The sequence below is a fragment of the Pseudomonas cavernicola genome, assembly GCF_003596405.1.
Taxonomy (GTDB): domain Bacteria; phylum Pseudomonadota; class Gammaproteobacteria; order Pseudomonadales; family Pseudomonadaceae; genus Aquipseudomonas; species Aquipseudomonas cavernicola.
Window position 1 is genome coordinate 1091170 of the sequence record NZ_QYUR01000006.1, and the last position, 23443, is coordinate 1114612.

18 protein-coding genes, 1 other RNA gene and 1 pseudogene are annotated in these 23443 nt (G+C 61.5%); 10 read left to right on the plus strand and 10 right to left on the minus strand.

The window, feature by feature from the left end:
* Positions 1-15 precede the first annotated feature (15 nt).
* From dapB to grpE, 4 genes are all read right to left on the minus strand, one after another.
* Positions 16-819, minus strand: a complete 804-nt coding sequence (dapB, locus tag D3879_RS21270) for a 4-hydroxy-tetrahydrodipicolinate reductase (RefSeq protein ID WP_119956206.1) — start codon at positions 817-819, stop codon at positions 16-18.
* 42 nt (positions 820-861) lie between these two features.
* Positions 862-1992, minus strand: a complete 1131-nt coding sequence (gene dnaJ, locus D3879_RS21275) for a molecular chaperone DnaJ (RefSeq protein ID WP_119956207.1) — start codon at positions 1990-1992, stop codon at positions 862-864.
* Positions 1993-2114: 122 nt separating this feature from the next.
* Positions 2115-4031 carry a molecular chaperone DnaK gene (dnaK, locus tag D3879_RS21280; protein WP_119956208.1) on the minus strand — a complete coding sequence of 639 codons (1917 nt, stop codon included), beginning with the start codon at positions 4029-4031 and terminating at the stop codon, positions 2115-2117.
* 112 nt (positions 4032-4143) lie between these two features.
* Positions 4144-4713, minus strand: coding sequence for a nucleotide exchange factor GrpE (gene grpE / locus D3879_RS21285; RefSeq protein WP_119956209.1), 570 nt, complete (start codon positions 4711-4713; stop codon positions 4144-4146).
* 153 nt (positions 4714-4866) lie between these two features.
* On the opposite strand from grpE, the gene recN reads away from it, so the two are divergent.
* Positions 4867-6543, plus strand: coding sequence for a DNA repair protein RecN (gene recN, locus D3879_RS21290; protein ID WP_119956210.1), 1677 nt, complete (start codon positions 4867-4869; stop codon positions 6541-6543).
* Positions 6544-6638: 95 nt separating this feature from the next.
* Here the strand turns inward: recN and fur are convergent, their stop codons facing one another.
* A complete protein-coding gene (gene fur, locus D3879_RS21295; protein WP_119956211.1) occupies positions 6639-7043 on the minus strand; it encodes a ferric iron uptake transcriptional regulator in 405 nt (134 codons plus the stop codon).
* 97 nt (positions 7044-7140) lie between these two features.
* Here fur and D3879_RS21300 point away from each other — a divergent pair, with 97 nt between their 5' ends.
* Entirely contained in the window at positions 7141-7668 is a 528-nt protein-coding gene (locus D3879_RS21300) for an outer membrane protein assembly factor BamE (RefSeq protein ID WP_119956212.1), read from the plus strand.
* 62 nt (positions 7669-7730) lie between these two features.
* On the opposite strand, the gene D3879_RS21305 is transcribed toward D3879_RS21300, so the two are convergent.
* The 3 genes and pseudogenes from D3879_RS21305 to D3879_RS21315 all read right to left on the minus strand — a co-directional run bounded on the left by D3879_RS21305 (position 7731) and on the right by D3879_RS21315 (position 9888).
* Positions 7731-8051 (minus strand): RnfH family protein, encoded by a 321-nt coding sequence (locus tag D3879_RS21305; protein WP_119956213.1) that lies wholly within the window; start codon positions 8049-8051, stop codon positions 7731-7733.
* The gene (locus D3879_RS21310) at positions 8044-8478 is read right to left on the minus strand and encodes a type II toxin-antitoxin system RatA family toxin (RefSeq protein WP_119956214.1); all 435 of its coding nucleotides are present in this window, start codon (positions 8476-8478) and stop codon (positions 8044-8046) included. The genes D3879_RS21305 and D3879_RS21310 overlap by 8 nt, the downstream gene beginning before the upstream one ends.
* A gap of 7 nt (positions 8479-8485) precedes the next feature.
* Positions 8486-9888: pseudogene (locus D3879_RS21315) on the minus strand (sodium-dependent transporter).
* Positions 9889-10191: 303 nt separating this feature from the next.
* Between D3879_RS21315 and smpB the strand changes: the two are divergent.
* On the plus strand, positions 10192-10674 hold the full coding sequence (gene smpB / locus D3879_RS21320; protein WP_119956215.1) for an SsrA-binding protein SmpB: 483 nt from the start codon (positions 10192-10194) through the stop codon (positions 10672-10674).
* Positions 10675-10759: 85 nt separating this feature from the next.
* Here the strand turns inward: smpB and D3879_RS21325 are convergent, their stop codons facing one another.
* Positions 10760-11527: an FCD domain-containing protein gene (locus D3879_RS21325; protein ID WP_119956216.1), complete on the minus strand. Its 768-nt coding sequence runs from the start codon at positions 11525-11527 to the stop codon at positions 10760-10762.
* 320 nt (positions 11528-11847) lie between these two features.
* On the opposite strand from D3879_RS21325, the gene D3879_RS21330 reads away from it, so the two are divergent.
* From D3879_RS21330 to D3879_RS21355, 6 genes are all read left to right on the plus strand, one after another.
* Positions 11848-13536, plus strand: a complete 1689-nt coding sequence (locus D3879_RS21330; protein ID WP_119956217.1) for a lactate permease LctP family transporter — start codon at positions 11848-11850, stop codon at positions 13534-13536.
* Between the two features lie 238 nt (positions 13537-13774).
* A complete protein-coding gene (locus tag D3879_RS21335) occupies positions 13775-14599 on the plus strand; it encodes a (Fe-S)-binding protein (protein ID WP_119956218.1) in 825 nt (274 codons plus the stop codon).
* Positions 14596-16041, plus strand: coding sequence for a LutB/LldF family L-lactate oxidation iron-sulfur protein (locus D3879_RS21340; protein ID WP_119956219.1), 1446 nt, complete (start codon positions 14596-14598; stop codon positions 16039-16041). The genes D3879_RS21335 and D3879_RS21340 overlap by 4 nt, the downstream gene beginning before the upstream one ends.
* A gap of 94 nt (positions 16042-16135) precedes the next feature.
* Positions 16136-16807, plus strand: a complete 672-nt coding sequence (locus D3879_RS21345) for a LutC/YkgG family protein (RefSeq protein ID WP_119956220.1) — start codon at positions 16136-16138, stop codon at positions 16805-16807.
* Entirely contained in the window at positions 16804-19614 is a 2811-nt protein-coding gene (locus D3879_RS21350) for an FAD-binding and (Fe-S)-binding domain-containing protein (protein ID WP_119956221.1), read from the plus strand. Before D3879_RS21345 ends, D3879_RS21350 begins: the two co-directional genes overlap by 4 nt.
* Positions 19615-19738: 124 nt before the next feature.
* Positions 19739-19984 (plus strand): hypothetical protein, encoded by a 246-nt coding sequence (locus D3879_RS21355; RefSeq protein ID WP_119956222.1) that lies wholly within the window; start codon positions 19739-19741, stop codon positions 19982-19984.
* A 17-nt stretch (positions 19985-20001) separates the two neighbouring features.
* Here the strand turns inward: D3879_RS21355 and D3879_RS21360 are convergent, their stop codons facing one another.
* Complete coding sequence (locus D3879_RS21360) at positions 20002-22917, minus strand: ATP-binding protein (RefSeq protein WP_119956223.1); 2916 nt, start codon at positions 22915-22917, stop codon at positions 20002-20004.
* A gap of 149 nt (positions 22918-23066) precedes the next feature.
* Here D3879_RS21360 and ssrA point away from each other — a divergent pair.
* Positions 23067-23425: a transfer-messenger RNA gene (gene ssrA / locus D3879_RS21365) on the plus strand.
* Positions 23426-23443 lie beyond the last annotated feature (18 nt).

Genomic DNA, 23443 nt, shown 5'->3' on the forward strand with positions numbered 1-23443 from the left:
AACCGTTTAGCTGTCTCAGTGCAGACTCAGCACATCCTGCATGTCGTACAGCCCTGGCTGCTGCCCATCCAGCCACAACGCGGCACGCACCGCCCCCTTGGCGAAGGTCATACGACTGGAGGCCTTGTGGGTGATTTCCACGCGCTCACCATCCGCCGCGAACAGCACGGTATGGTCGCCGACCACATCCCCCGCACGCACGGTGGCGAAGCCGATGGTCTGCCGCTCACGCGCTCCGGTCTGGCCTTCACGGCCGTAGACCGCGACCTTCTGCAGATCACGCCCCAGGGCATTGGCCACGACCTCACCCATGCGCAGCGCCGTGCCGGATGGCGCATCGACCTTGTGCCGGTGATGCGCCTCGATGATTTCGATATCGACCTCATCGCCCAGCACCCGAGCGGCGGTATCCAGCAGCTTCAGACAGAGGTTGACGCCGACACTGAAGTTGGCCGCGAAGACGATCGGAATCTCCTTCGCCGCCTCCGCCAGCAGTTGCTTTTCCTCGGCACTGAAGCCCGTGGTGCCGATCACCATGGCCTTGCCGGCCTGACGACAGAATGCCAGGTTCTTCAAGGTGACCGACGGATGGGTAAAATCGATCAGCACATCGAACTGGTCAGCAACCTTAGCCAGATCACCCGACAGCGGCACACCGATACGCCCAAGCGCGGCCAACTCTCCGGCATCCGCACCCACCAGCGTGCTGTCAGGCCGATCGACTGCCGCCGTCAGCCCAGCATCCGGCGCCTGCTGCACCGCCTCGATCAGGGTCTTGCCCATGCGCCCAGCGGCGCCCATCACTGCAATACGTCGCATGCCTAAGCCCTTATAAATCGAAAAACTTACCCTTCGACAAACTTACAAATCACCAAAGAAGCGCTTCACGCCTTCAAACCAACCACTGGCTTTGGGCGAGTGCGTGCTGTCGTCCTGCAAGGTTTGCCGAAACTCTTCGAGCAGCTCACGCTGGCGTTTATCCAGATGCACTGGCGTCTCCACCGCAACCCTGCACATCAGGTCGCCCGCGCCACCACCACGAACCGGCGCAACACCCTTGCCACGCAGACGGAACAGTTTGCCGGTTTGCGTACCTTCTGGAATCTTCAGCTTGACCCGGCCATCCAGGGTCGGCACTTCCAACTCACCACCCAGCGCCGCATCGGCGAAGCTGATCGGTACTTCGCAGTACAGATGCTTGCCATCGCGCTGGAAGATCGCATGCTCACGCACATTCACCACGACATACAGGTCGCCCGCCGGGCCACCCATGGCGCCCGCCTCACCCTCACCGGAAAGGCGAATACGATCGCCGGTATCGACACCTGGCGGCACCTTGACCGACAAAGTCTTGTGCTCTTCCACCCGGCCGTGGCCGTGACAGGCACCACAAGGGTCGGCAATCATCTTGCCGCTGCCATGGCACCGCGGACACGTTTGCTGCACCGAGAAGAAACCTTGCTGCATGCGCACCTGACCGATGCCGCCACAAGTGGTGCAGGTCACCGGACTAGTGCCTTTCTTAGCGCCGGAACCCTCGCAGATTTTGCAATTGACCAGCGTCGGCACTCGAATGGTTACGGTGGTGCCACGCACCGCCTCTTCCAGATCGAGCTCCAGGGTGTAACGCAGATCACTGCCGCGCTGCGCACCGCCACGCGAACCACCACGCGCACCACCGAAGAAGTCACTGAACACATCGCCGAAGATGTCGGAGAAGTTCGCCCCGCCAAAGCCCGCACCGCCAGCGCCACCGCCCATGCTCGGATCGACCCCGGCATGCCCGTACTGGTCGAAGGCCGCACGCTTGTTCGCGTCGGACAGCACTTCGTAGGCCTCATTGGCCTCCTTGAACCGCTCTTCCGACGCTTTATCGTCAGGGTTGCGATCCGGGTGGTGCTTCATTGCCAGCCGGCGATAAGCTTTTTTCAGCTCTGCCTCGCTAGCACCGCGCTCGACACCCAGCACCTCGTAATAGTCACGCTTAGCCATAATTCTTCAACACTCTTAAATCGCCTTCTCCAGACACGCCAACGCGGGAGCAAGCTCCCGCGCGACGGATAACCCCTGCCAGCGCCTTAGCTAGGCAGGCTGGAGCGGAAGCAAGCGGACGCTTACTTGTTTTCCTTGACCTCTTCGAACTCAGCATCGACCACATCGTCGGCACCGCCTTTCGCTTCGTCATGACCATGCGCCGCTTCGCCAGCCTGCGGCTGCTCGGCGTACATCTTCTGCGCCAGCGGCGTGGTCGCTTCGGACAGGGCGTTGATCTTGGCTTCGATAACCGCCTTGTCGTCGCCCTTCACGGCCACTTCGAGTTCGCCCAAGGCCTTTTCGATCGCCGCTTTCTCGTCCGCAGTGGCTTTGTCGCCCGCTTCGGTGATCATTTTGCGAGTTGCATGCACCAGTGCGTCACCCTGGTTACGCGCCATCGCCAGCTCTTCGAACTTGCGGTCTTCCTCGGCATTCACCTCGGCGTCACGCACCATCTGCTGGATCTCTTCCTCGGACAGACCCGAGTTGGCCTTGATCACGATGGACTGCTGCTTGCCGGTCGCCTTGTCCTTCGCGCCCACATGCAGGATGCCGTTGGCATCGATATCGAAGGTCACTTCGATCTGCGGCACGCCACGCGGTGCTGGCGGAATTTCAGCCAGATCGAACTTGCCCAGCGACTTGTTCTGCGCAGCTTGCTTACGCTCGCCCTGCAACACGTGAATGGTCACGGCGCCCTGGTTATCGTCGGCGGTCGAGAACACCTGCGACTTCTTAGTCGGGATGGTGGTGTTTTTCTCGATCAGCGCAGTCATCACGCCACCCATGGTTTCGATACCCAGGGTCAGCGGGCTGACGTCGAGCAGCAGCACGTCTTTCACGTCGCCAGCCAATACCGCACCTTGAATCGCAGCACCCACGGCCACGGCTTCGTCCGGGTTGACGTCCTTGCGCGGCTCCTTGCAGAAGAAATCGGTCACCAGCTTCTGCACCAGCGGCATACGGGTCTGACCGCCGACCAGGATCACGTCATGGATCGCGCCAACGTCGATACCGGCATCTTTCATCGCGATACGGCATGGCTCGATGGTGCGCTGCACCAGGTCTTCCACCAGCGATTCCAGCTTGGCGCGGGAGATCTTCACGTTCAGGTGCTTCGGCCCGGTTTGATCTGCGGTGATGTACGGCAGGTTAACGTCGGTCTGCTGGCTGGAGGACAGCTCGATCTTGGCCTTCTCAGCGGCTTCTTTCAGGCGCTGCATGGCCAGCGGGTCACCCTTAAGGTTCATGCCGCTTTCTTTCTTGAACTCATCGACCAGATAGTCGATCAGACGGATGTCGAAATCCTCACCACCGAGGAAGGTGTCACCGTTGGTCGCCAACACTTCGAACTGGTGCTCGCCATCGACTTCGGCGATCTCGATCACCGAGATGTCGAAGGTGCCACCACCCAGGTCATAAACGATCACGGTGTGGTCGCCCTTGGCCTTGTCCATGCCGTAGGCCAATGCAGCCGCAGTCGGCTCGTTGATGATGCGCTTGACGTCCAGACCGGCGATGCGACCGGCGTCTTTAGTGGCCTGGCGCTGGCTGTCGTTGAAGTACGCCGGCACGGTGATCACCGCCTCGGTGACAGGCTCGCCGAGGTAGTCTTCGGCGGTCTTCTTCATCTTTTTCAGCACTTCCGCGGAAATCTGCGGCGGAGCCATTTTCTGGCCCTTCACTTCCACCCAGGCATCGCTGTTATCGGCCTTGACGATTTTGTACGGAACCATCTGGATGTCTTTTTGTACGACGCTCTCATCGAAACGACGGCCAATCAGACGCTTCACCGCGTACAGGGTGTTGTGCGGGTTGGTCACCGCCTGACGCTTGGCCGACTGACCGACGAGGATTTCACCGTCGTTGCTGTAAGCGATGATCGACGGCGTGGTGCGCGCGCCCTCGGCGTTCTCGATGACCTTGACGTTACCGTTTTCCAGAATGGCGACGCAGGAGTTGGTGGTCCCCAGGTCGATACCGATAATTCTGCCCATCTTCACTCTCCCGAAATTTTGCCTTAAACCTTGATTGCGCCGCGCCCTGGTTTAACCGGTCGCGGCAGCTCTGAATCGCTTGCCTTAATAGATGGGGGCCTGATGCCGAATTTCAAGCCTGCTCATCAATCGAAGGTGGCGTCTCGGCCGGGGGCTTGCTGACCACGACCATGGCCGGACGCAGCAGGCGACCGTGTAGCAGATAGCCCTTCTGGAACACCTTGAGCACGCTATTGGGCTCAAGATTGGTGCTTTCCTGCATGGCCATGGCCTGATGGTGCTCGGCATTGAACGGTGCGCCATGCGGGTCGATGACTTCCAGCTGATAGCGCTTCAGCGTGTCCTGAAACAGCTTGAGCGTCAGCTCCATGCCTTCACGCACCGGCTTGATCGCCTCGTCATCCGGGTTGGACAGCTCCAAACCGCGCTCGAGACTATCGACGACCGGCAACAGGTCATTGGCAAATCTTTCCAGGGCGAACTTGTGGGCTTTTTCCACATCCTGATCGGCGCGACGGCGCACGTTCTGCAAGTCAGCAGCAACCCGCAGAGCCTGATCCTGAGCGGCCGCCAGCTGCTCTTCCAGTGCTTGCACGCGGGCAGCCAGGTCTTCGCTAGATACGGCCTCGGCAACGGGTTCCGCGTCAGGATTCTGGGAATTCAGGGTCTGTTCGTCAGCCATGCGTCTCTCCTCTCAAAAACGACAGTGAGCCTTAACTCACACTTCTGCCGCCTATATGGGGTCGCAATCTGCCGATTCAAGAGCGGCGGAGGATTGTCAGGCACAAAACAAACACTGTATAAATAACCATACTTTACCATCGGAGCCCCCGCCATGCTGGTACACCTATCCGTGCACAACTACGCCATCGTCGAACACCTCGACCTCGAGTTGAATGGCGGGATGAGCGTAATTACCGGCGAAACCGGGGCCGGCAAGTCGATCATGCTCGACGCCCTCGGCCTGACCCTGGGTGATCGCGCCGACAGTGGTGTAGTGCGGCCTGGCGCCGACAAGGCGGATATCCTCGCCAGTTTTGATCTCGGTGATATTCCGGAAGCCCGCGCCTGGCTGGCCGAGCGCGACCTGGATAATGACGGGCCGTGCATCCTCCGGCGCGTGATCACCGCCGAAGGTCGCTCGCGCGGCTACATCAATGGCTCGCCCTGCCCACAAGGTGACCTGAAAGCCCTCGGCGAACTACTGATCGACATCCACAACCAACACGAACACCAGTCACTACTCAAGCCCGAGACCCACCGCCGCCTGCTCGACGAATACGCCGGCAGCCAGGAACTGGCGCGCCAGGTGCAACTCGCCGCGCAGCGCTGGCGGCAAACCCGGCAAGAGCTGGAACGTCTATCCAGCGCCGGCGATGAACAGTGCGCGCGCCATCAACTGCTCAGCTATCAGCTGGAAGAGCTAGACAACCTGGCGCTTGGAGAAACCGAACTGGAGCAACTGGAACAGGATCACAAGGCCCTGGCCAATGCCGAAAGCCTGCTGAGCACCTGCCGTCTGGTGCTGGAACAATGCAGTGAAAACGACGCCGGCAACGTCTTGTCCGCACTCACCAGCAGCCTGCAGCGGCTCAGCACCTTCAACAGCCCACAGGGCGCCCTCGGCGAAGCCGTCAACCTGCTGGCCAGCGCGCAGATCCAGGTTGAAGAAGCGGTCGGCGAGCTGAACCGCTTTCTCGATCACTTCGACGCCGATCCCGCCCGCCAGCAACTGCTCGAAGAGCGCCTTGACACCATCTACACCCTGGCGCGCAAGCACCGGATACAACCGAGCGAACTGGCCGCCCTGCAACAACAGCTATTTGAAGAGTTGGAAAACCTCAACGCCGACGACCAGGCCGTCGAGCGCCTGAGCGAAGAGCTTTCGGCTTACGCCCGCCACTACCAAGAAAAAGCCCACGAGCTCAGCACGCTCCGGCATGACGCGGCGGGGCAACTGGCTAGCGCTGTCGAAATCGAAATGCAGCGCCTGGGCATGCCTGGTGGGCGCTTCAACATCGAACTGCACGGTGCCAACGCCGCCGATCCGCAGCCGCAAGGCTTGGAGCAAGTGGAATTTCTGGTCAGCGCCAACCCCGGCCAGCCGCTCAAAGCCTTGGCGAAAGTCGCTTCCGGCGGCGAACTGTCACGCATCAGCCTGGCCATCCAGGTGATCACTGCGCAAACCTCACGTGTCCCCACGCTGGTCTTCGATGAAGTCGACGTCGGCATCGGTGGCCCTACCGCCGAAGTGGTCGGCCAACTGCTGCGCCGGCTCGGAGAGCGTGGCCAGGTGCTGACCGTGACCCACCTGCCGCAGGTCGCTGCGCAAGGGCACCAGCATCTGTTCGTGCACAAGGCCCGTGGCAGCGATGCCACACGCACTGCAGTGGCGAATCTGGATGGTTCAGGACGGATTGAAGAAATCGCTCGCATGCTCGGCGGCGTCGATCTGACCGAGGAATCCCTGGCGCACGCCCGGCAGATGGTCAGCACTGCCGCCAATGCCTGACCCTGGTTTCTAACTCTGGCTTAAAGCGCAAAGCAAAAAGGCGACCCCAGGGTCGCCTTTTTTACCAGCCTAGCGATTACTCGCGCAGGCAAGCCTTACTTCTTCTTACGAACGTAAAGCACCAGATTGTGGTCCACCAGCTCGAAACCATGCTCACGCACGATCTCTTTTTGGCGCTTCTCGATCTCGGTATCGAAGAACTCGATCACTTCACCGGAATCGACACAGACCATGTGATCGTGGTGACCGCTGTCGGCCAACTCAAACACCGCATGACCACCATCGAAGTTGTGCCGCACCACCAGACCGGCGGCCTCGAATTGGGTCAGTACACGGTAAACCGTGGCCAAACCCACATCTTCGCCAGCCTCCATCAGCGCCTTGTACACATCTTCCGCACTCATATGACGCTGCTCGGCAGAGTCGAGCATCTGCAGAATTTTGACCCGCGGCAGGGTCACTTTAAGGCCAGCTTTACGTAGTTCGCTATTTTCAACCATGGTCAGCTTTCTCGCGGTTGCTGCTTCGCAGCTCCCTTCAATGCAGGTATGATCGGACGTCAAGTTGCCCAGCCAAGATAGTGGAAGTCACCCACCGATGCAAAACACCAAGCTCTTGCTGACTAGTCTCACCCTTGTGGGACTGTTCGCACTCGCCGGCTGTTCATTCCCCGGGGTTTATAAAATCGACATTCAACAGGGCAATGTCGTGACACAGGACATGATAGACCAGTTACGCCCTGGAATGACCCGTCGCCAAGTACGTTTTATCATGGGTAACCCACTGATTAGCGATACCTTCCACGCCGACCGCTGGGACTATCTGTACAGCATCCAGCCTGGTGGCACGCAGCGCCTGCAAGAGCGCGTCAGCATAGTGTTCGATAGCAACGATCAACTGGTTGGTCTGGCGGGCGACTTTATGCCCGGCGTCAGCCGTGACGAAGCGATCCTCGGTCAGGATGGCAGCAGCCCAGCAGTTGCCACGCCCAAGCCCAGCGAGCAACCGAAAGCTGAAGAGCCGCCCAAGCCTGGCTCACTGCTAGAAAAGATCCAGCACGAAGTGGACAACGTCGAGACCGTCCCAGTCCCGACTCCCACACCACTGGAAACCTCACCGCAGTAAGCGCTGCGCCGAGACAGAAAAGCCCGGAGATTCCGGGCTTTTTTATGCATGAACAAAGCGCTTTAGCTGCTCGCCCCATCTGCCTTGGCTTGTGCCGCCTTCGCTGCGCGCTGCTTGCGCACCTCTTTCGGGTCGGCAATCAGCGGCCGATAGATCTCCACCCGCTCCCCCTCTTCCAGCACTCGCTCTTCCGGCTTGGCGACGACCTTGCCGAAGATACCCAACGGGCAGCTCGCCAGATCCAGCCCTGGGAAATACACCGTCATCCCAGACTGCTCGACGGCCTGCCGCACTGTGGTGCCATAGGGCACGCTCAGCCGCAGCAGCTTCTGCTGGTCCGCCAGGGCATAGACCACTTCCACCGTAATGCTTGGCTTACCCATGCAACTGCTTGGCTCTTTGGCAGAAGGCATCGACCAAGGTATTGGCCGCCTGATTGAACAGTGGCCCGAGGGTCGCCCTAACCAGCGGCCCTGCGTAGTCGAAGGATAGATCCAGACTGATCTTGCAGGCCTTGTCCGTCAGTACCTTAAACTCCCAGACGCCATGCAGATGGGTGAAGGGCCCTTCCTCCAGCTGCATTTCAATGCGCTGCCCGGGTGTCAGCTGATTACAGGTCATAAAGTGCTGACTCAGGTGAGCCTTGCTCACCGACAGGCTGGCGCGCATATGGCTGTCGCTCTCCTCCAGCACTTCAGTCGCCGAACACCAGGGCAGAAACTCCGGATAGCGAGCCACATCATTGACCAGATCGTAGAGTGCCTGCGCCGGATAGGGCAGCAGGGCCGAGCGTTGAATATGCGTGGTCATGCGGATCTCACTTCCATAACTGCGCGGCAAACACGATGAGAATACCCAGCGGCGCGACATAACGCATGAGGAAGAAGGTCAGGGCGAACAGTTTCGGACTGCGCATGGCCAACTCATCACGCACCGCCTCACGGCCCATCACCCAACCGGCAAAGATCACAAAGGTCAGCCCACCGAGCGGCAACATGACTCTTGAGGTGAAAAAGTCGATCACGCCGAAGAAGTCCAACCCGCCCGCCGCGCCCCACTGATAGAGCTGGAAGCTGTCAACGCCACTGACGAAGAACTTGGCCTCCTTCCAGATATTGAAAGAGAACACCGTGCCCAGACCGACAAACCAGCAGATAAACGCCAGCCAAGTGGTAACCCAGACGCGACTCACACGAGTGCGCTCGACCAAGTAAGCCACCATCGGCTCCAGCAGGGAAATCGCCGAACTCCAAGCGGCCACCGCCACCAACACGAAGAACACCACCCCCATCAACTGACCAAAGACCACGTTACCGAAGGCCAGCGGCAGGGTGACGAACATCAGCCCAGGCCCCTCCCCCGGATTCAAACCGGCGGCGAAAACAATCGGGAACAGCGCCACACCGGCCAACAGGGAGACGAAGGTGTCCAGCAACGCCACGCCGACGATGGTGCCGGAGATCGAGGAATTCTTCGGCATATAAGCGCCGTAGATCAAAATCGAACCCACCCCGACACTTAGCGAGAAGAACGCATGGCCCATGGCAGGTAGCAGGCCATCGAGCAAGCGCGAGGTGTCAAAGTTGAACATGAAGTGCACGCCCTCCATGAAGTGCCCGGTGGTCAGGCTGTAACCCAGCAAGATCAGCAGCAACAGGAATAACAGCGGCATCATGATCCGCAGGCTGTGCTCCAGGCCTGCGACCACCCCCGAGCGATCACATAGGCCGACAGCAGCATAAAAATGCTGTGCCATAGAATCAGCCGCCAGGGATCGCCAATCACCTGGGCGAAATACGCCCCGGCCTGCTCGGGCGCCACGCCCTGGAAATCGCCACGGCCCATGTCGATGATGTAGTCCAGCGACCAGCCACCCACCACGCTATAGAACGACAGGATCAACAGCGCCGTGATCATTCCGGCAAACGCCGCCCACGACCACTTAGTCGAGTGACCAGCCTCGATCGCCAGATCGCGCAGAGCGTTCGCCGGGCTTTGCCGGGCCCGGCGACCGATCAAGGTTTCCGCCAGCATCACCGGCAAACCGAGCAGCGCGATGCACAGCAGAAACACTAAGACAAAGGCTCCGCCGCCGTAGACGCCGGTCATATAGGGGAATTTCCAGATACTCCCCAAGCCCACCGCCGAGCCCGTAGCTGCCAGAATGAAGACCCAGCGACTAGCCCAGGAACCGTGGATCGAAACCTTGTCGCCCGCCATGTATATGTCCGTGGTGCCTGCAAAAGAGCGCGCATTGTCCGAGATTCATCCAAACCCCTCAAGCCTTTGCGCCGCTAGTGGCCTGTACGGCTAGTTGGTTAACTCAAGTTCGGATGCCTGGAGTCCTGAGACAAGGCGCCGTGACGAGTCATAGCTGGGCTAGTCAGGTTTTTAAACTGCGGTAACCGCAAGCGGGCGCCCCAGAACAGCGATAAACATGCCATGCCCGGGAACCAAAGGAAAAATTCGACCGACGCCTAAACTGTCGCCAGCAGGCCAGTGACTCCCTATAATGCCGCGCCTATGGCTAAGCAAAAGAAACACCCTCAGGGCACCATTGCCCAAAACAAGAAAGCCCGGCACGACTACTTCATCGAGCACAAGTTCGAGGCAGGCATGGTCCTGGCCGGCTGGGAAGTAAAAAGCCTGCGGGCCGGCAAAGCGCAGTTGGTCGACAGCTACGTGCTGCTCAAGAATGACGAAGCCTGGCTGATCGGCTGCCACATTGCGCCACTGACCGCCGCCAGCACCCATGTCATCGCCGACCCCGTGCGCACACGCAAACTGCTGCTCAACAAGCGCGAGCTGGAAAAACTGACCACCTCCGTGCAGCAGAAGGGTTACGCCTGCGTGGCCTTGTCGATGTACTGGAAGCAGCACTTGATCAAGTGCGAAATCGGCCTAGGCAAAGGCAAGAAGGAATACGACAAGCGCCATACCGAACGCGAGCGCGACTCCGATCGCGAGCTGCAGCGCGCAGTTCGTAACAAGGGCAAGGATGAGTAAGCGATTTTCTCGATCCCCGCCTGCGCGGGGATGACAGTGTGGGACGCACTATCGGCGGAGCTCTCTGATAGTGCAGTAGCTGCGCCTAGAACCCCTGCCGCCGCTCTGCTCGCGCCACCCGTTGCGCCTCCTGCAAGCCCTCCGCCAGCACTTCCTGCACGTAATGGATGTGCCGATTGGACACTTCCCGCGCCGCCTCGGCACGCCCCTCGATGATTGCCTGATACAACTCGCCATGCTGTTGCATCAGCATCTTGCGGGTCTCGGTGCGCAGGGCATACATGCCGCCGATATTGGTCACCACGTTGCGCTTCAACAAGTCGAACAATCCGCGAATGGTGTGCAGCAGCACAGCGTTGTGACTGGCTTCGGCAATTGCCAAGTGGAAGCGCGCATCGGCGGCGCCCTCCTCGGCGCGGCTGACCTTCCCGTCACGCGCATAACAGTCCTGCAGCGCCTCGAAGGCTTCGCGCAGCCGCTGATGATCCAGCTCGGTCGCCCGTTGCGCGGCGTAATAGGCACAGGAACCTTCCAGCGTGTGGCGAAACTCCAGCAAATCACGCTGCGCCTCGGGGTTGCTCTCCAGTAAATGCAGCAGCGGATCGCTGAAAGTCGACCCCAAGGACTCCGCGACATAGTTGCCGCCGCCCTGACGACTGACCAGCAAACCCTTGGCCGCCAGCTTCTGAATCGCCTCGCGCAATGATGGTCGCGACACGCCGAACTGCTCCGCCAGCGCGCGCTCCGCAGGCAGGCGCTCGCCAGCCTTGAGCGTGCCTTCGAGAATCATCCCCTCGAGCTGCGCAACGATATCGTCCGACAAACGGCGCTGCTGTACCTGACCGAAGCCCATAACCCTCTCCACCGCGCCCGACCATCGACCGGGCTGTCTAATCCGTGCTTTGCCACGTGTTAGCCGCAGCCTAACCAGCCACTGACAGCGCGACAAGAACAACCAACCGCAACCTGCCTCGACCAAAGTAGCAGGCCGGCAAATTGACAGACTCGCTGTAAGGCTTTTACCCTGAGCCGTCGAAATTGTAAATTGGTATGACCAATTAAGTCGACCTACGAGTTGCGGTCATTGTTTTGCCTGGCTGGACGCCACAAGCGCACCGGCCCACATGACCCGACATAAGGCACACCCAACAATAATCAGGGAGCCAACCCACGATGCAAGCCTGGCAACAGCTATATACACCTCTCGGCAACCTCGGTCTGTCAGCACTGGCAGCCGTCATCCCCATCGCCTTTTTCTTCCTCGCTTTAGCGGTATTCCGCCTCAAGGGCCATGTCGCCGGCAGCATCACCCTGGCGCTGTCGATACTGGTCGCCATCTTCGCCTTCCAGATGCCTGCCGACATGGCTTTTGCCGCAGCCGGTTATGGCTTCGCCTATGGCCTGTGGCCGATCGCCTGGATCATTGTCGCGGCGGTCTTTCTCTACAAGCTGACGGTGAAAAGCGGGCAGTTCGAGATCATCCGCAGTTCGGTACTGTCGATCACTGACGACCAACGCTTGCAGGTCTTGCTGATTGGTTTTTCCTTCGGCGCCTTTCTTGAGGGCGCGGCCGGCTTCGGTGCGCCAGTAGCGATCACCGCAGCCCTGCTGGTCGGCCTCGGCTTCAACCCGCTGTACGCCGCCGGTCTGTGCCTAATCGCCAACACCGCGCCGGTGGCCTTCGGTGCGCTGGGCATCCCGATCATCGTCGCAGGTCAGGTCACCGGCATCGACGCGTTCAAGATCGGCGCCATGGCCGGTCGCCAGCTGCCGCTGCTGTCGATCATCGTGCCGTTCTGGCTGGTGGCCATGATGGATGGCTGGAGGGGGATCAAGGAAACCTGGCCGGCCGCGCTGGTCGCCGGCGGATCCTTCGCCATCACCCAGTACTTCACCTCCAACTACATCGGCCCGGAACTGCCGGACATCACCTCGGCGCTGGTCAGCCTGGTGTCGTTGACGCTGTTCCTCAAAGTTTGGCAACCGCAGCGCGCCGCCGAGGTGGAAGTGCTCGGCGTCAGTGCCAGTGGCGCCGCGGTAGTCGGCGGCTTGGGCGGGCCTCGCAGTAGCACGCCCTCGCCTTACAGCTTTGGCGAAATCCTCAAAGCCTGGTCACCGTTCCTGATACTCACCGTACTGGTGACAATCTGGACCCTGAAGCCGTTCAAGGCCCTGTTCGCCACAGGCGGCGCACTGGAAAGCTGGGTGTTCTACTTCGCCATTCCGCACCTGGATCAACTGGTGCTGAAAGTCGCGCCAATCGTCGCCAGCCCGACCCCGATGGCCGCCGTGTTCAAGCTGGACCCGGTATCGGCCACCGGCACAGCGATCTTCTTCTCGGCACTGATCTCGATGCTGGTCCTGGGCATACACGCCAGAACTGGTCTGACCACTTTCAAGGAGACCTTGGTCGAGCTGCGCTGGCCGATTCTGTCGATTGGCATGGTGCTGGCTTTCGCCTTCGTCACCAACTTCTCCGGCATGTCGACTACCTTGGCGCTGGTTCTCGCCGGCACCGGTGCGGCCTTCCCGTTCTTCTCGCCATTTCTCGGCTGGCTGGGTGTCTTCCTGACCGGCTCGGACACTTCATCGAACGCACTGTTCAGCTCGCTGCAAGCGACCACGGCGCATCAGATTGGGGTCAACGACACTTTGCTGGTAGCAGCCAACACCAGCGGTGGCGTGACCGGCAAGATGATTTCACCGCAGTCGATTGCTGTCGCCTGCGCCGCCACCGGCCTGGTCGGCAAGGAATCGGATCTGTTTCGCTTCACCCTGAAACACAGCCTGATCTTCGCCGCCTTCGTCGGCCTGATCACCCTGGCGCAGGCCTATGTGTTCACCGGCATGCTGGTTCACTAAAGAGTCTCTGAACGTCAGCCGTCAGCCCCGTCCCGGCAAGGCTGCAGAAATGCCGAGGCATCCGGGTTCCCACTTGAGCGGGAACGACGGCTAACGACGTGTTCAGAGCGCGGTAAAAGCACCACACTTGGTGCCGGGCTTGCCCGGTGCCAGCTATTCACCACCGACCCTGCAAGGCTGCTGAAAGCTTCAGCATCTATGCTGGGCGGATAACCGGGTCAACCCGGAGAAACGCCTGATGAGCGAGCTGTTCTATAACGCCGTGCCCAACGCGACCCGCGTCGCGCCGCCACTGCCAAAACCGCGCCGATACCCCGCGCAGAAGCCTGCGCAGGTCTATCTGTTCGGCACCTGTGTAGTGGATTTGTTTTTTCCCGAAGCGGGGATGGATGCCATCCACCTGCTCGAGCGCGAAGGCATTCGAGTGCACTTCCCGCAGGGGCAGAGTTGCTGCGGGCAGCCGGCCTACACCTCGGGGTACACCGAACAGGCTCGGGAAGTCGCGCGCGCACAGCTGGCCTTGTTCGCTAGCGATTGGCCGCTGGTAGTGCCGTCCGGCTCCTGCGCCGGGATGCTGCGCGAGCACTGCGCCGACTTGTTCAAGGACGAGCCGGCGACACTCAAGCAGGTGCAGGCCCTGGCTGAGCGCACCTATGAGCTGGCCGAGTTTTTGTTGTACGTGTGCAAGGTGCGGCTGCAGGACAGTGGCGAGCCGGTCAAGGTGGCGCTGCATACCTCCTGCTCGGCCCGCCGCGAAATGAACACCCACCTGCACGGTCGCGTCTTACTCGCGCAGTTGGCCCAGGTGGAACGAGTCGAGCACAGCCATGAAAGCGAATGCTGCGGATTTGGCGGCACTTTCTCGGTACGCATGCCGGATATTTCCGGTGCCATGGTCGAGGACAAAACCCGCGCGCTACAGGAATCCGGCGCGCATCAGGTGATCAGCGCCGACTGCGGCTGCTTGATGAACATCAACGGCGCATTGGAGAAACAACAGCAAGCGCTACGCGGGCAACATCTAGCGAGCTTCCTCTGGCAACGCACCGGAGGTGGGAAGTGAGCAGCCACACACTGATTCCCAGCGTGCAACTGCACGATGACTTCAAGACCCGCGCCCACCAGGCGCTGGGCGACGGCCAACTGCGGAGCAACTTCCGCAGCGCCATGGACTCGCTAATGAGCAAGCGGGCTGCGGCCTTCAGCGATGCCGATGAACGCGAGCGGCTGCGCGCCCTGGGCAACAGCATCCGTGCACGCGCGCTATCCAAGTTGCCCGACTTGCTCGAGCAACTGGAACAGAACCTGACCCGCAACGGTGTGAACGTGCACTGGGCGGAAACGGTGGACGAGGCGAATGCCATCGTCCTCTCGATCATCCGTGCTCACGAGGCGCGGCAAGTGATCAAGGGCAAATCGATGGTCAGTGAAGAGATGGAGATGAACCATGTCCTCGCTGAACAGGGCATTGAATGCCTGGAATCGGACATGGGCGAGTTCATCGTCCAGCTCGACCACGAGAAGCCTTCTCATATCATTATGCCGGCGATCCACAAGAATGCCGGCCAGGTCGCGTCCTTGTTCCACGACAAACTCGGCGTGGAGTACACCAAGGACGTAGACCAACTTATTCAGACCGGTCGCCGCGTGTTGCGACGGAAGTTCTTCGAGGCCGATATCGGTGTCTCGGGCGTCAACTTCGCGGTGGCCGAAACCGGCTCCCTGCTGCTTGTCGAGAACGAGGGCAACGGCCGCATGTCGACCACGGTGCCGCCGGTGCATATCGCCGTAACCGGTATCGAAAAGGTCGTCGAGAACCTGCGCGATGTGGTGCCGCTGCTCTCCTTGCTGACCCGCTCGGCGCTCGGCCAGCCGATCACCACCTACGTCAACCTGATCTCCGGTCCACGCCAGGCCCACGAACTCGACGGTCCGCAGGAAGTGCATCTGGTGCTGCTGGATAACGGCCGCAGCCAGGCCTTCGCCGACAGCGAACTGCGCCAGACGCTCAATTGCATCCGCTGCGGCGCCTGCATGAACCATTGCCCGGTCTATACCCGCATCGGCGGCCATGCCTACGGCGAGGTCTATCCCGGGCCGATCGGCAAGATCATCACCCCGCACCTGGTCGGCCTGGCGAAGGTACCGGACCACCCCAGCGCCTCCTCGCTGTGCGGCGCCTGCGGCGAAGTCTGCCCGGTGAAGATCCCAATCCCGGCCCTGCTCCGGCGTTTGCGTGAAGAGAACGTCAAGGCCCCGAACGCTCCGCACCCCGTCATGCGTGGCCAGGGCAGCAAGTATTCGCGCACGGAGCGCTTGATCTGGAATGCCTGGCGCCACCTCAACAGCTCGCCGCTGCTGTATCGCGGCTTCCTGTACCTCGCCACACGTCTGCGCAGCCTGACGCCGGGCAAGATCGGCCCCTGGACGCAAAACCATAGCGCCCCGAAGCCCGCCGCCCGCTCGCTGCACGAATTGGCCCGCGAACACCTGGGGGACGAGTGATGGTCATAGCCTGTAGGAGCGAGCTCTGCTCGCGATCCGAACCCGGCGCAAAAGTAATCGCGAGCAGAGCTCGCTCCTACACGGGAGTTAGGCCATGAGCGCCAAGCAGAACATCCTCGCCAAGCTGCGCAACAGCCTGAGCGGTACCACGCCGTTGGCCGATGACTTCGACGAGACTTTGGTCACCCAGCCTTGGAGCTATCCACCGGAGCAGCGCCTTGCCCGCCTGCGCGAGTTGATGGAGGCCGTGCATACGGAAATCCACCTGACCCGTAGCGACGCATGGCCGGCGCTGTTGCAACGCCTGCTGGTGGAGCGTGATTTGCCAAGTCTGCTGATCGCCCCGAATACCGAGCACGGCCAGCAACTCCAGACGCATTGGCGGACGAGCGCCTGCACAATCCCCCTCAAGGCCTACGACCGGCCCATCGAGGAATGGAAAGCCGAGCTGTTCAACGACACGCCGGCCAGCCTGACCGGCACCCTCGGCGCCATCGCCGCCACCGGCAGCCTGATTGTCTGGCCAAGCCGTGAAGAACCTCGGTTGATGAGCCTGGTGCCGCCGGTGCATTTCGCCTTGCTCAAGGCCAGCGAGGTCTACGACAACCTCTATGAGGCGCAGCGCAAGCAGCAGTGGGCCGCTGGCATGCCGACCAATGCGCTGCTGATTTCCGGCCCGTCGAAGACCGCCGACATCGAGCAGGTGCTGGCCTATGGCGCCCACGGCCCGAAAGACCTGGTGGTGCTGATTCTGGAGGACGCATGAGCCTGCCGGCCGCCTTTCTACGTGACGCACAACGCCTGATCCCGCCTGAACGGCGCTTCGATGACCCGCTGTCGACCCTGGCCTTCGGCACCGATGCGAGCTTTTATCGGCTGATTCCCAAGCTGGTGCTGCGCGTCGAATCCGAAGAGGAAGTCATCACCCTACTCAAGCTGGCCCATGCCGAACGGGTGCCGGTGACCTTCCGCGCCGCCGGTACCAGCTTGTCCGGTCAAGCCATCAGCGACTCGGTGTTGATCGTCCTCGGCGATAGCTGGAATGGTCGCGATATCCGTCGCGGCGGCAGCCAGATCCGCCTGCAACCCGGCGTGCTCGGTGCCCAGGCCAATGCCTGGCTGGCACCGTTCGGGCGCAAGATCGGCCCCGACCCGGCCTCGATCAACGCCTGCAAGATCGGCGGCATCGTCGCCAACAATGCCAGTGGCATGTGCTGCGGCACGGCGCAGAACACCTACCACACCCTGGCCGGCATGCGCCTGGTGCTGGCCGACGGCAGCGCAGTGGATAGCGAGGACGCCGCCAGCGTCGACGCCTTTCGCAGCAGCCATGCGCAACTGCTGGAGCAACTCGCCGAGCTTGGCCGCACAACCCGCGCCAACAGCGAGTTGGCGGCAAAAATCCGGCACAAGTACCGGCTGAAGAACACCACCGGCCTGTCGCTGAATGCACTGGTCGACTATGACGAGCCGCTGGATATCCTCACGCACCTGCTGGTCGGCTCCGAAGGCACCCTCGGTTTTATCAGCGCAGTGACCTACGACACGGTGCTCGACCACCCGCACAAGGCCTCGGCGCTGGTCGTCTTCCCCGATGTGGAAACCTGCTGCACCGCCGTCACCGCACTGAAAAGCCAGCCAGTTTCTGCCGTCGAACTGCTGGATCGCCGTAGTCTGCGTTCAGTCCAGGACAAACCGGGGATGCCGGCATTCGTGCGTGAGCTGTCGGCGAATGCCTGCGCACTGCTGATCGAGTCGCGCGCGGCCTCGCAGTCACTGCTGCATGAACAGATGGCACTGATCATGGCCTCGCTCGCGCCATTCCCGGTCGAGAAACAGGTCGATTTCAGCACCGATCCCGTGGTCTACAACCAGTTATGGGCGATCCGCAAGGACACCTTCCCGGCCGTCGGTGCGGTGCGCCAGATCGGCACCACCGTGATCATCGAGGATGTGACCTTCCCGATCGAACACCTGGCCGCCGGCGTCAACCGCCTGCTCGCGCTGTTCGAGAAACACCGCTACGACGAGGCAATCCTCTTCGGCCACGCCCTGGAGGGTAACCTGCACTTCGTCTTCACCCAGGCCTTCGAAACACCCGAGCAAGTCGCCCGTTACTCGGCCTTTATGGACGACGTCGCCCAGTTGGTGGCGGTGGAGTTCGGCGGCTCGCTGAAAGCCGAGCACGGCACCGGCCGCAACATGGCGCCCTTCGTCGAGCTGGAGTGGGGCCACGACGCCTACCAGTTGATGTGGCAGCTGAAACGCCTGCTCGACCCGCGCGGCATCCTCAACCCGGATGTGGTGCTGTCGGAAGACCCACACATTCATTTAAAGCACCTGAAACCGCTGCCGGCCGCCGACGAAATCGTCGACAAGTGCATCGAGTGCGGCTTCTGCGAACCGGTCTGCCCGTCCAAGGAGCTGACCCTCAGCCCGCGCCAGCGCGTCGTGATCTGGCGTGAGATTCAGGCGCAGAAACGCGCCGGCCTCGATGCCTCGGCGCTGGAGCGTGCCTTCCAGTACCAGGGTCTCGACACGTGCGCGGCCACCGGCCTCTGCGCCCAGCGCTGCCCGGTCGGAATCAATACCGGCGACCTGGTGCGCAAGCTGCGTGCGCGCACGGCGACCCATCAGGGCAGCGCCAACTGGCTGGCCGCGCACTTCGCCACCGCCCTGAAAGGCGCGCGCTTCACCCTCTTGGCCGCCAATGGCGTACGCAGAGTGCTGGGCGCGCCGCTGCTGGAGAAAGCCTCGACGAGCCTGCGCCAGGCCTCCGGCAACCGCCTGCCGCAGTGGACAGCGGCTATGCCCCAGGCTGCGCAGCCGATCCGCTTCACCCCGCCGGCCGCCGATCAACGCCCACGGGTCGTGTATCTAGCCGCCTGCGTCTCCCGCGCCATGGGCCCGTCGTTCAGCGACAGCGAGCAAATGCCGCTGATCGACAAAACCCGCGCGTTGCTGGAGAAGGCCGGTTATCAGGTGGTGTTCCCGAACAATCAGGACAACCTCTGCTGCGGCCAGCCGTTCGCCTCCAAAGGCTACGCGGCGCAAGCTGACAGCAAGCGCCGGGAGCTGATCGACGCCCTGCTCAAGGCCAGCCGTGGTGGCCTCGATCCGATCTACTGCGACACCAGCCCGTGCGCGCTACGCCTGCTGCAAGACGGCCTGGATGAGCGGCTGAAACTGCATGACCCCGTGAAGTTCATCCGCGAGCACCTGTTGGAGCGCCTGGAGTTCAAGCAGCAGGACACGCCAGTGGCAGTACATATCACCTGCAGCACCCAACACCTGGGTGAAAGCCAGGGGCTGATCGACATCGTCCAACGCTGCACCAGCCAGGTCGTGATCCCCGAAGGCATCCACTGCTGCGGCTTTGCCGGCGACAAGGGCTTCACCACTCCAGAACTCAACGCCCACTCGCTACGCAGCCTGAAAGACGCGGTACAGATCTGCAAGGAAGGCATTTCCACCAGCCGCACCTGCGAAATCGGCCTGAGCCAGCATGGCGGCATCGACTATCACGGCTTGGTATATCTGGTCGATCGGGTCACCACGGCCAAGGCCGTCTGAACTTTCAGCTCAATACGCCCCGCCCCGCGCGGGGCTTTTTTTATCGGGAGAAAATGACCGGCAGCCATGCTCGCGATGGATGACTTCTATACTGGGAGCGTCAACCAAATCTCGGAGACCTGCCATGCGCCGCCTCGCCCTGTTCCTCGCCGCCAGCCTGCTCTGCACCCCGCTCTGGGCCATGCACTGCCCGCAGGACATGGCGCAGATCGATGCCATCCTGAAGAGCGATCCACCCAGCGATCCGGCGGTACTGGCCCACGTGCAGAAGCTGCGCGCCGAAGGCGAAGCACTGCACTTGGCCGGCGACCACAGCCAGTCGGTGAAGGTGCTCGGCGAAGCCTTGGACTTGCTCAAGGCCAGCGAGTAACCCGCCAGCCGCTCCACCTATTGCGCCGGACCGAGCAATGACAAGGCCAGCCGGCGCACCTGCTGCAGGTCGACCGGCTTAGCCAGACAGGCTTGGGCGCCACGTGTACGCGCTTCGGCAAAAATCACTTCATCGGCCGCTGCGCTGACCACCAGTACCGGCACAGCGCGTAAGCGTGGGGTGCGCCGAAGCATATCGAGCACCTCCAACCCGTCGCCATCCGGCAGGTCGAGGTCAAGCAGCAGCAACGCCGGGGTGAAACTTTCCAGTTCCGCCAGGGCGCGCTGCACCGAGGCGGCACCGCGCACCTCGGCGAACTCGCGCAAGCCTTCCTGCAGCACCTTCAAACACGCCGGGTGATCCTCGACACAGAGCACGGCGGCCAGCGTTTTCGGCTCGGGCGGACTGTCCGGCCGCGGCGCAGTCGGCTCTGTCTCGGGCGGCGCGGCACTCGGCAGGTCGATCCAGAAGCGGCTGCCCATCCCGGGCGCACTGCGAAAACCAATCTCACCGCCCATTAGTTCCGCCAGTTCACGGCTCAACACCAGGCCAATGCCGGCACCGGGAGTATTCGAATTCTCCCAACCCAAGCGCTGGAATGGCTGGAACAGTTGAGCCTGCTGCTGCTCGCTGAGCCCAGGGCCACAGTCATCGACCCACAAACGCACGCAGTTCGAACGCACCTCGTAACCCAGACTGACCAGACCTTGCGGGCTGTTGTACTTGATCGCGTTAGACAGCAGGTTGAGCAGCACCTGCCGCACCCGGCGAATATCCGCCAATACATACAGCGGTGGTTCGGCAGCCGCCATCACCTGCAACTGCTGCCGACGATGCTGCGCCTCCGGCTGCACCAGCTCGGCACAACCGGCGAGCAGTGCACCGACCTCGACCGCTTTAAGCTGCAACTGCTGGCGCCGGCTCTCGATGCTGGAAAGGTCGAGAATGTCATCCACCAACGAGGTGAGGTGGCGGCTGGCGTTGACGATCTCCCGCGCATAATCGGCCTGCTGCTCTGCACCGGGTTGCTCCTGCGCATCCAGCTCGATCAGTTGGGCGAAGCCATAGATCGCGTTCAGCGGCGTGCGCAGCTCATGGCTCATGCTGGAAAGAAAGCGGCTCTTGGCCTGGCTCGCCGCTTGCGCTTCGAGGCTGGCGCGGCGCAAGTCTTCCTGCACCTGTTTCAGGTCGGTGATATCGACATGGGTGCCAGCCACCCGCAGTGCCAGCCCGTGCGCATCGCGCTCCAGCACCTTGCCACGGCTGAGCAGCCAGGCGTACTTGCCCTGCGCATCGGCGAAACGATATTGCGCATCGAAATTGTCCTCACCGCTGACGGCAAAGAATTTGCGCAGGCGCCGCAGCCGATCGAGATCATCCGGATGCACCCGCTGGTTAAACTCGCTGAAAGTCAGGCGTTCACTGCTGAGGTCGAAACGCTTAACCGCACGCCCACTGACCTTGATCGTCAGGCTCTCGGCCTCTACCTCCCAGAGGCTTTCCGTGGTGCTATCCAGCACCAGCTCAAGGTTGCGCTGGGCCTGGAACCGCTCGATCTCGCTGGCCTGCAACTGGGCACCAGTTTGCTGTACCGCCGTCGCCATACTGACCAACTCATCGATCTGAGTAGTAGGCGCGGCGGGCTGGTAATCGCCCTGACCGAGACGGCGCATCATCGCCACGATCCCCACCATCGGTTGTGCCAGCTCTGCGCTCAGGCGCCGTGAGCGGCGCCACATCCAGGCGAAAAACAACAGGTAGAAGAACAGCAGCCCGGCGATCAGCAGATAGCCAATCTGCCGGTAGCGCTCGGCCAGGCTGTTGGTCTCGCGGAAGATATTCGCCTCATCCACCACCAGCAGCAGGCGCCAGCCGGTTTGCGGAATCTCGCTCCAGGCCACCAACTGCTTGCGCCCCCCCAGCAGCACCTCCCGCACACTGCCCTGACTCGCCGCCATTGCCTGCAGCAGCGGTTGCAGGTCAGGGCGCTTGCTCAGGTTGAAGTCATCCGGTTTGAGCACCTCGCGGCGTACCGCCTCCTCGTAGGTGTACTGGGTCAATTCGTTCAGACCGAAGTCCTGCTCGCCGGCTTCAGGCAAGGCGATGATCCCGTGGTCGCGACTGACCAGCAGGGCGTACCCCTGCCAAGGCACCTGCAAATTGCCTATCTCGGCAAGCATCTGCCCGACGGTGATATCCACACCGACCACCCCCTCGAGGAAGTTCTCCCGGTAGATCGGCGCCACCGCGGACATCATCCAGCCCTGCCCGGCCGGATCGAGGTACACATCCGTCCAGGCGACCTTGCGCGCTGGGTTGTGCTGGGCGTCGGCCAGGTAATAGAAGTTGTAGTTGGGTATCACCATGTCATGGGGATACTGCTCGGGGGTCATAAAGAAGGGGTAGATGCGGTTGTAGCTGTCCCAGCTGTTGAAGTAGATCGCCGCCACCTGCGGGTTGGCCGCGCGGATCGAACGCATCAGTGGGTCGACCTGCGACAGACGCAAGGCCTTGGCGTGATCCTGCTGCGCCAGCGGCGTGCTGTTGGCATAGAAAGACGCCGCCCGCCCATCATCGCTCCGGCTGAAGAGCACCCCATCGGCGCTTACCGCATGCCGCGCCCGCTCCAGTGCATCCGGCTGGTAGGCCAAATCGGTCAGGGCCCGAGCAGTCGCCGCTCGATAGATCTGCACCTGCGCCTCGATACCCTGTAGGCGGCTGTCGATGATCTGCCCCTCGCGCTGAACGGCCCCCGCCAGATCCTGTACGGCGCTCTGCCGCAGATAGTCCAACTGCGAGTCGCGAATGGCGTTGTTGCTCAGCAGGTACACCGCAATCAACACCGACTCCACCAGAATCAGCGGGATCAGCGCGCTTTGCACAAAGGCGCGCCAGATCCACTGACGCAAGGGATAACGCGACGAACGCGACATAGTGGCGGCTCTTAGAAGGTTGCGGCGATAACCGACAGGTTCGCCATGATATCGCCAGTTGCCCAGCATGACCTTAGTCATCGCCGAGTCGACGCCTGGGAACCTTTGCCGTACACTGCACGTCCCAACTGTGTCACCACAGTGGTTTTGGGGCCGATTAGGATTCGACGCCGGTAACAAAACTCGAGGGGCATGCCGAGCTGGTAGCAGAACTCGTTAATTAGCTGCTGCAAACTTATAGTTGCCAACGACGACAACTACGCTCTAGCCGCCTAAGTGCCGCTAGCTGTCCATAGGGGATGCCTGTAAACCCGAAGATTCTGGACAGTCATATAGAACAGGATCGCCGCCAAGCTCGCTGCAGGTGTAACGGCTAAAACTTATGCAGCTCGCTCAAAGCACCCTGCCACTCGGGTCGCGATGAGTTAACTCAATAGAGATGGCTACGCATGTAGAACCGACAGCGGAGAACTGGCGGACGGGGGTTCAAATCCCCCCGGCTCCACCAAATACACATCTAAAGACG

Excerpts from the sequence above, each read along its gene's own strand:
- dapB (WP_119956206.1), bottom strand. The coding sequence starts at position 819 with ATGCGACGTATTGCAGTGATGGGCGCCGCTGGGCGCATGGGCAAGACC.
- dnaJ (WP_119956207.1), bottom strand. The coding sequence starts at position 1,992 with ATGGCTAAGCGTGACTATTACGAGGTGCTGGGTGTCGAGCGCGGTGCT.
- dnaK (WP_119956208.1), bottom strand. The coding sequence starts at position 4,031 with ATGGGCAGAATTATCGGTATCGACCTGGGGACCACCAACTCCTGCGTC.
- grpE (WP_119956209.1), bottom strand. The coding sequence starts at position 4,713 with ATGGCTGACGAACAGACCCTGAATTCCCAGAATCCTGACGCGGAACCC.
- recN (WP_119956210.1), top strand. The coding sequence starts at position 4,867 with ATGCTGGTACACCTATCCGTGCACAACTACGCCATCGTCGAACACCTC.
- fur (WP_119956211.1), bottom strand. The coding sequence starts at position 7,043 with ATGGTTGAAAATAGCGAACTACGTAAAGCTGGCCTTAAAGTGACCCTG.
- D3879_RS21300 (WP_119956212.1), top strand. The coding sequence starts at position 7,141 with ATGCAAAACACCAAGCTCTTGCTGACTAGTCTCACCCTTGTGGGACTG.
- D3879_RS21305 (WP_119956213.1), bottom strand. The coding sequence starts at position 8,051 with ATGGGTAAGCCAAGCATTACGGTGGAAGTGGTCTATGCCCTGGCGGAC.
- D3879_RS21310 (WP_119956214.1), bottom strand. The coding sequence starts at position 8,478 with ATGACCACGCATATTCAACGCTCGGCCCTGCTGCCCTATCCGGCGCAG.
- smpB (WP_119956215.1), top strand. The coding sequence starts at position 10,192 with ATGGCTAAGCAAAAGAAACACCCTCAGGGCACCATTGCCCAAAACAAG.
- D3879_RS21325 (WP_119956216.1), bottom strand. The coding sequence starts at position 11,527 with ATGGGCTTCGGTCAGGTACAGCAGCGCCGTTTGTCGGACGATATCGTT.
- D3879_RS21330 (WP_119956217.1), top strand. The coding sequence starts at position 11,848 with ATGCAAGCCTGGCAACAGCTATATACACCTCTCGGCAACCTCGGTCTG.
- D3879_RS21335 (WP_119956218.1), top strand. The coding sequence starts at position 13,775 with ATGAGCGAGCTGTTCTATAACGCCGTGCCCAACGCGACCCGCGTCGCG.
- D3879_RS21345 (WP_119956220.1), top strand. The coding sequence starts at position 16,136 with ATGAGCGCCAAGCAGAACATCCTCGCCAAGCTGCGCAACAGCCTGAGC.
- D3879_RS21350 (WP_119956221.1), top strand. The coding sequence starts at position 16,804 with ATGAGCCTGCCGGCCGCCTTTCTACGTGACGCACAACGCCTGATCCCG.
- D3879_RS21355 (WP_119956222.1), top strand. The coding sequence starts at position 19,739 with ATGCGCCGCCTCGCCCTGTTCCTCGCCGCCAGCCTGCTCTGCACCCCG.
- D3879_RS21360 (WP_119956223.1), bottom strand. The coding sequence starts at position 22,917 with ATGTCGCGTTCGTCGCGTTATCCCTTGCGTCAGTGGATCTGGCGCGCC.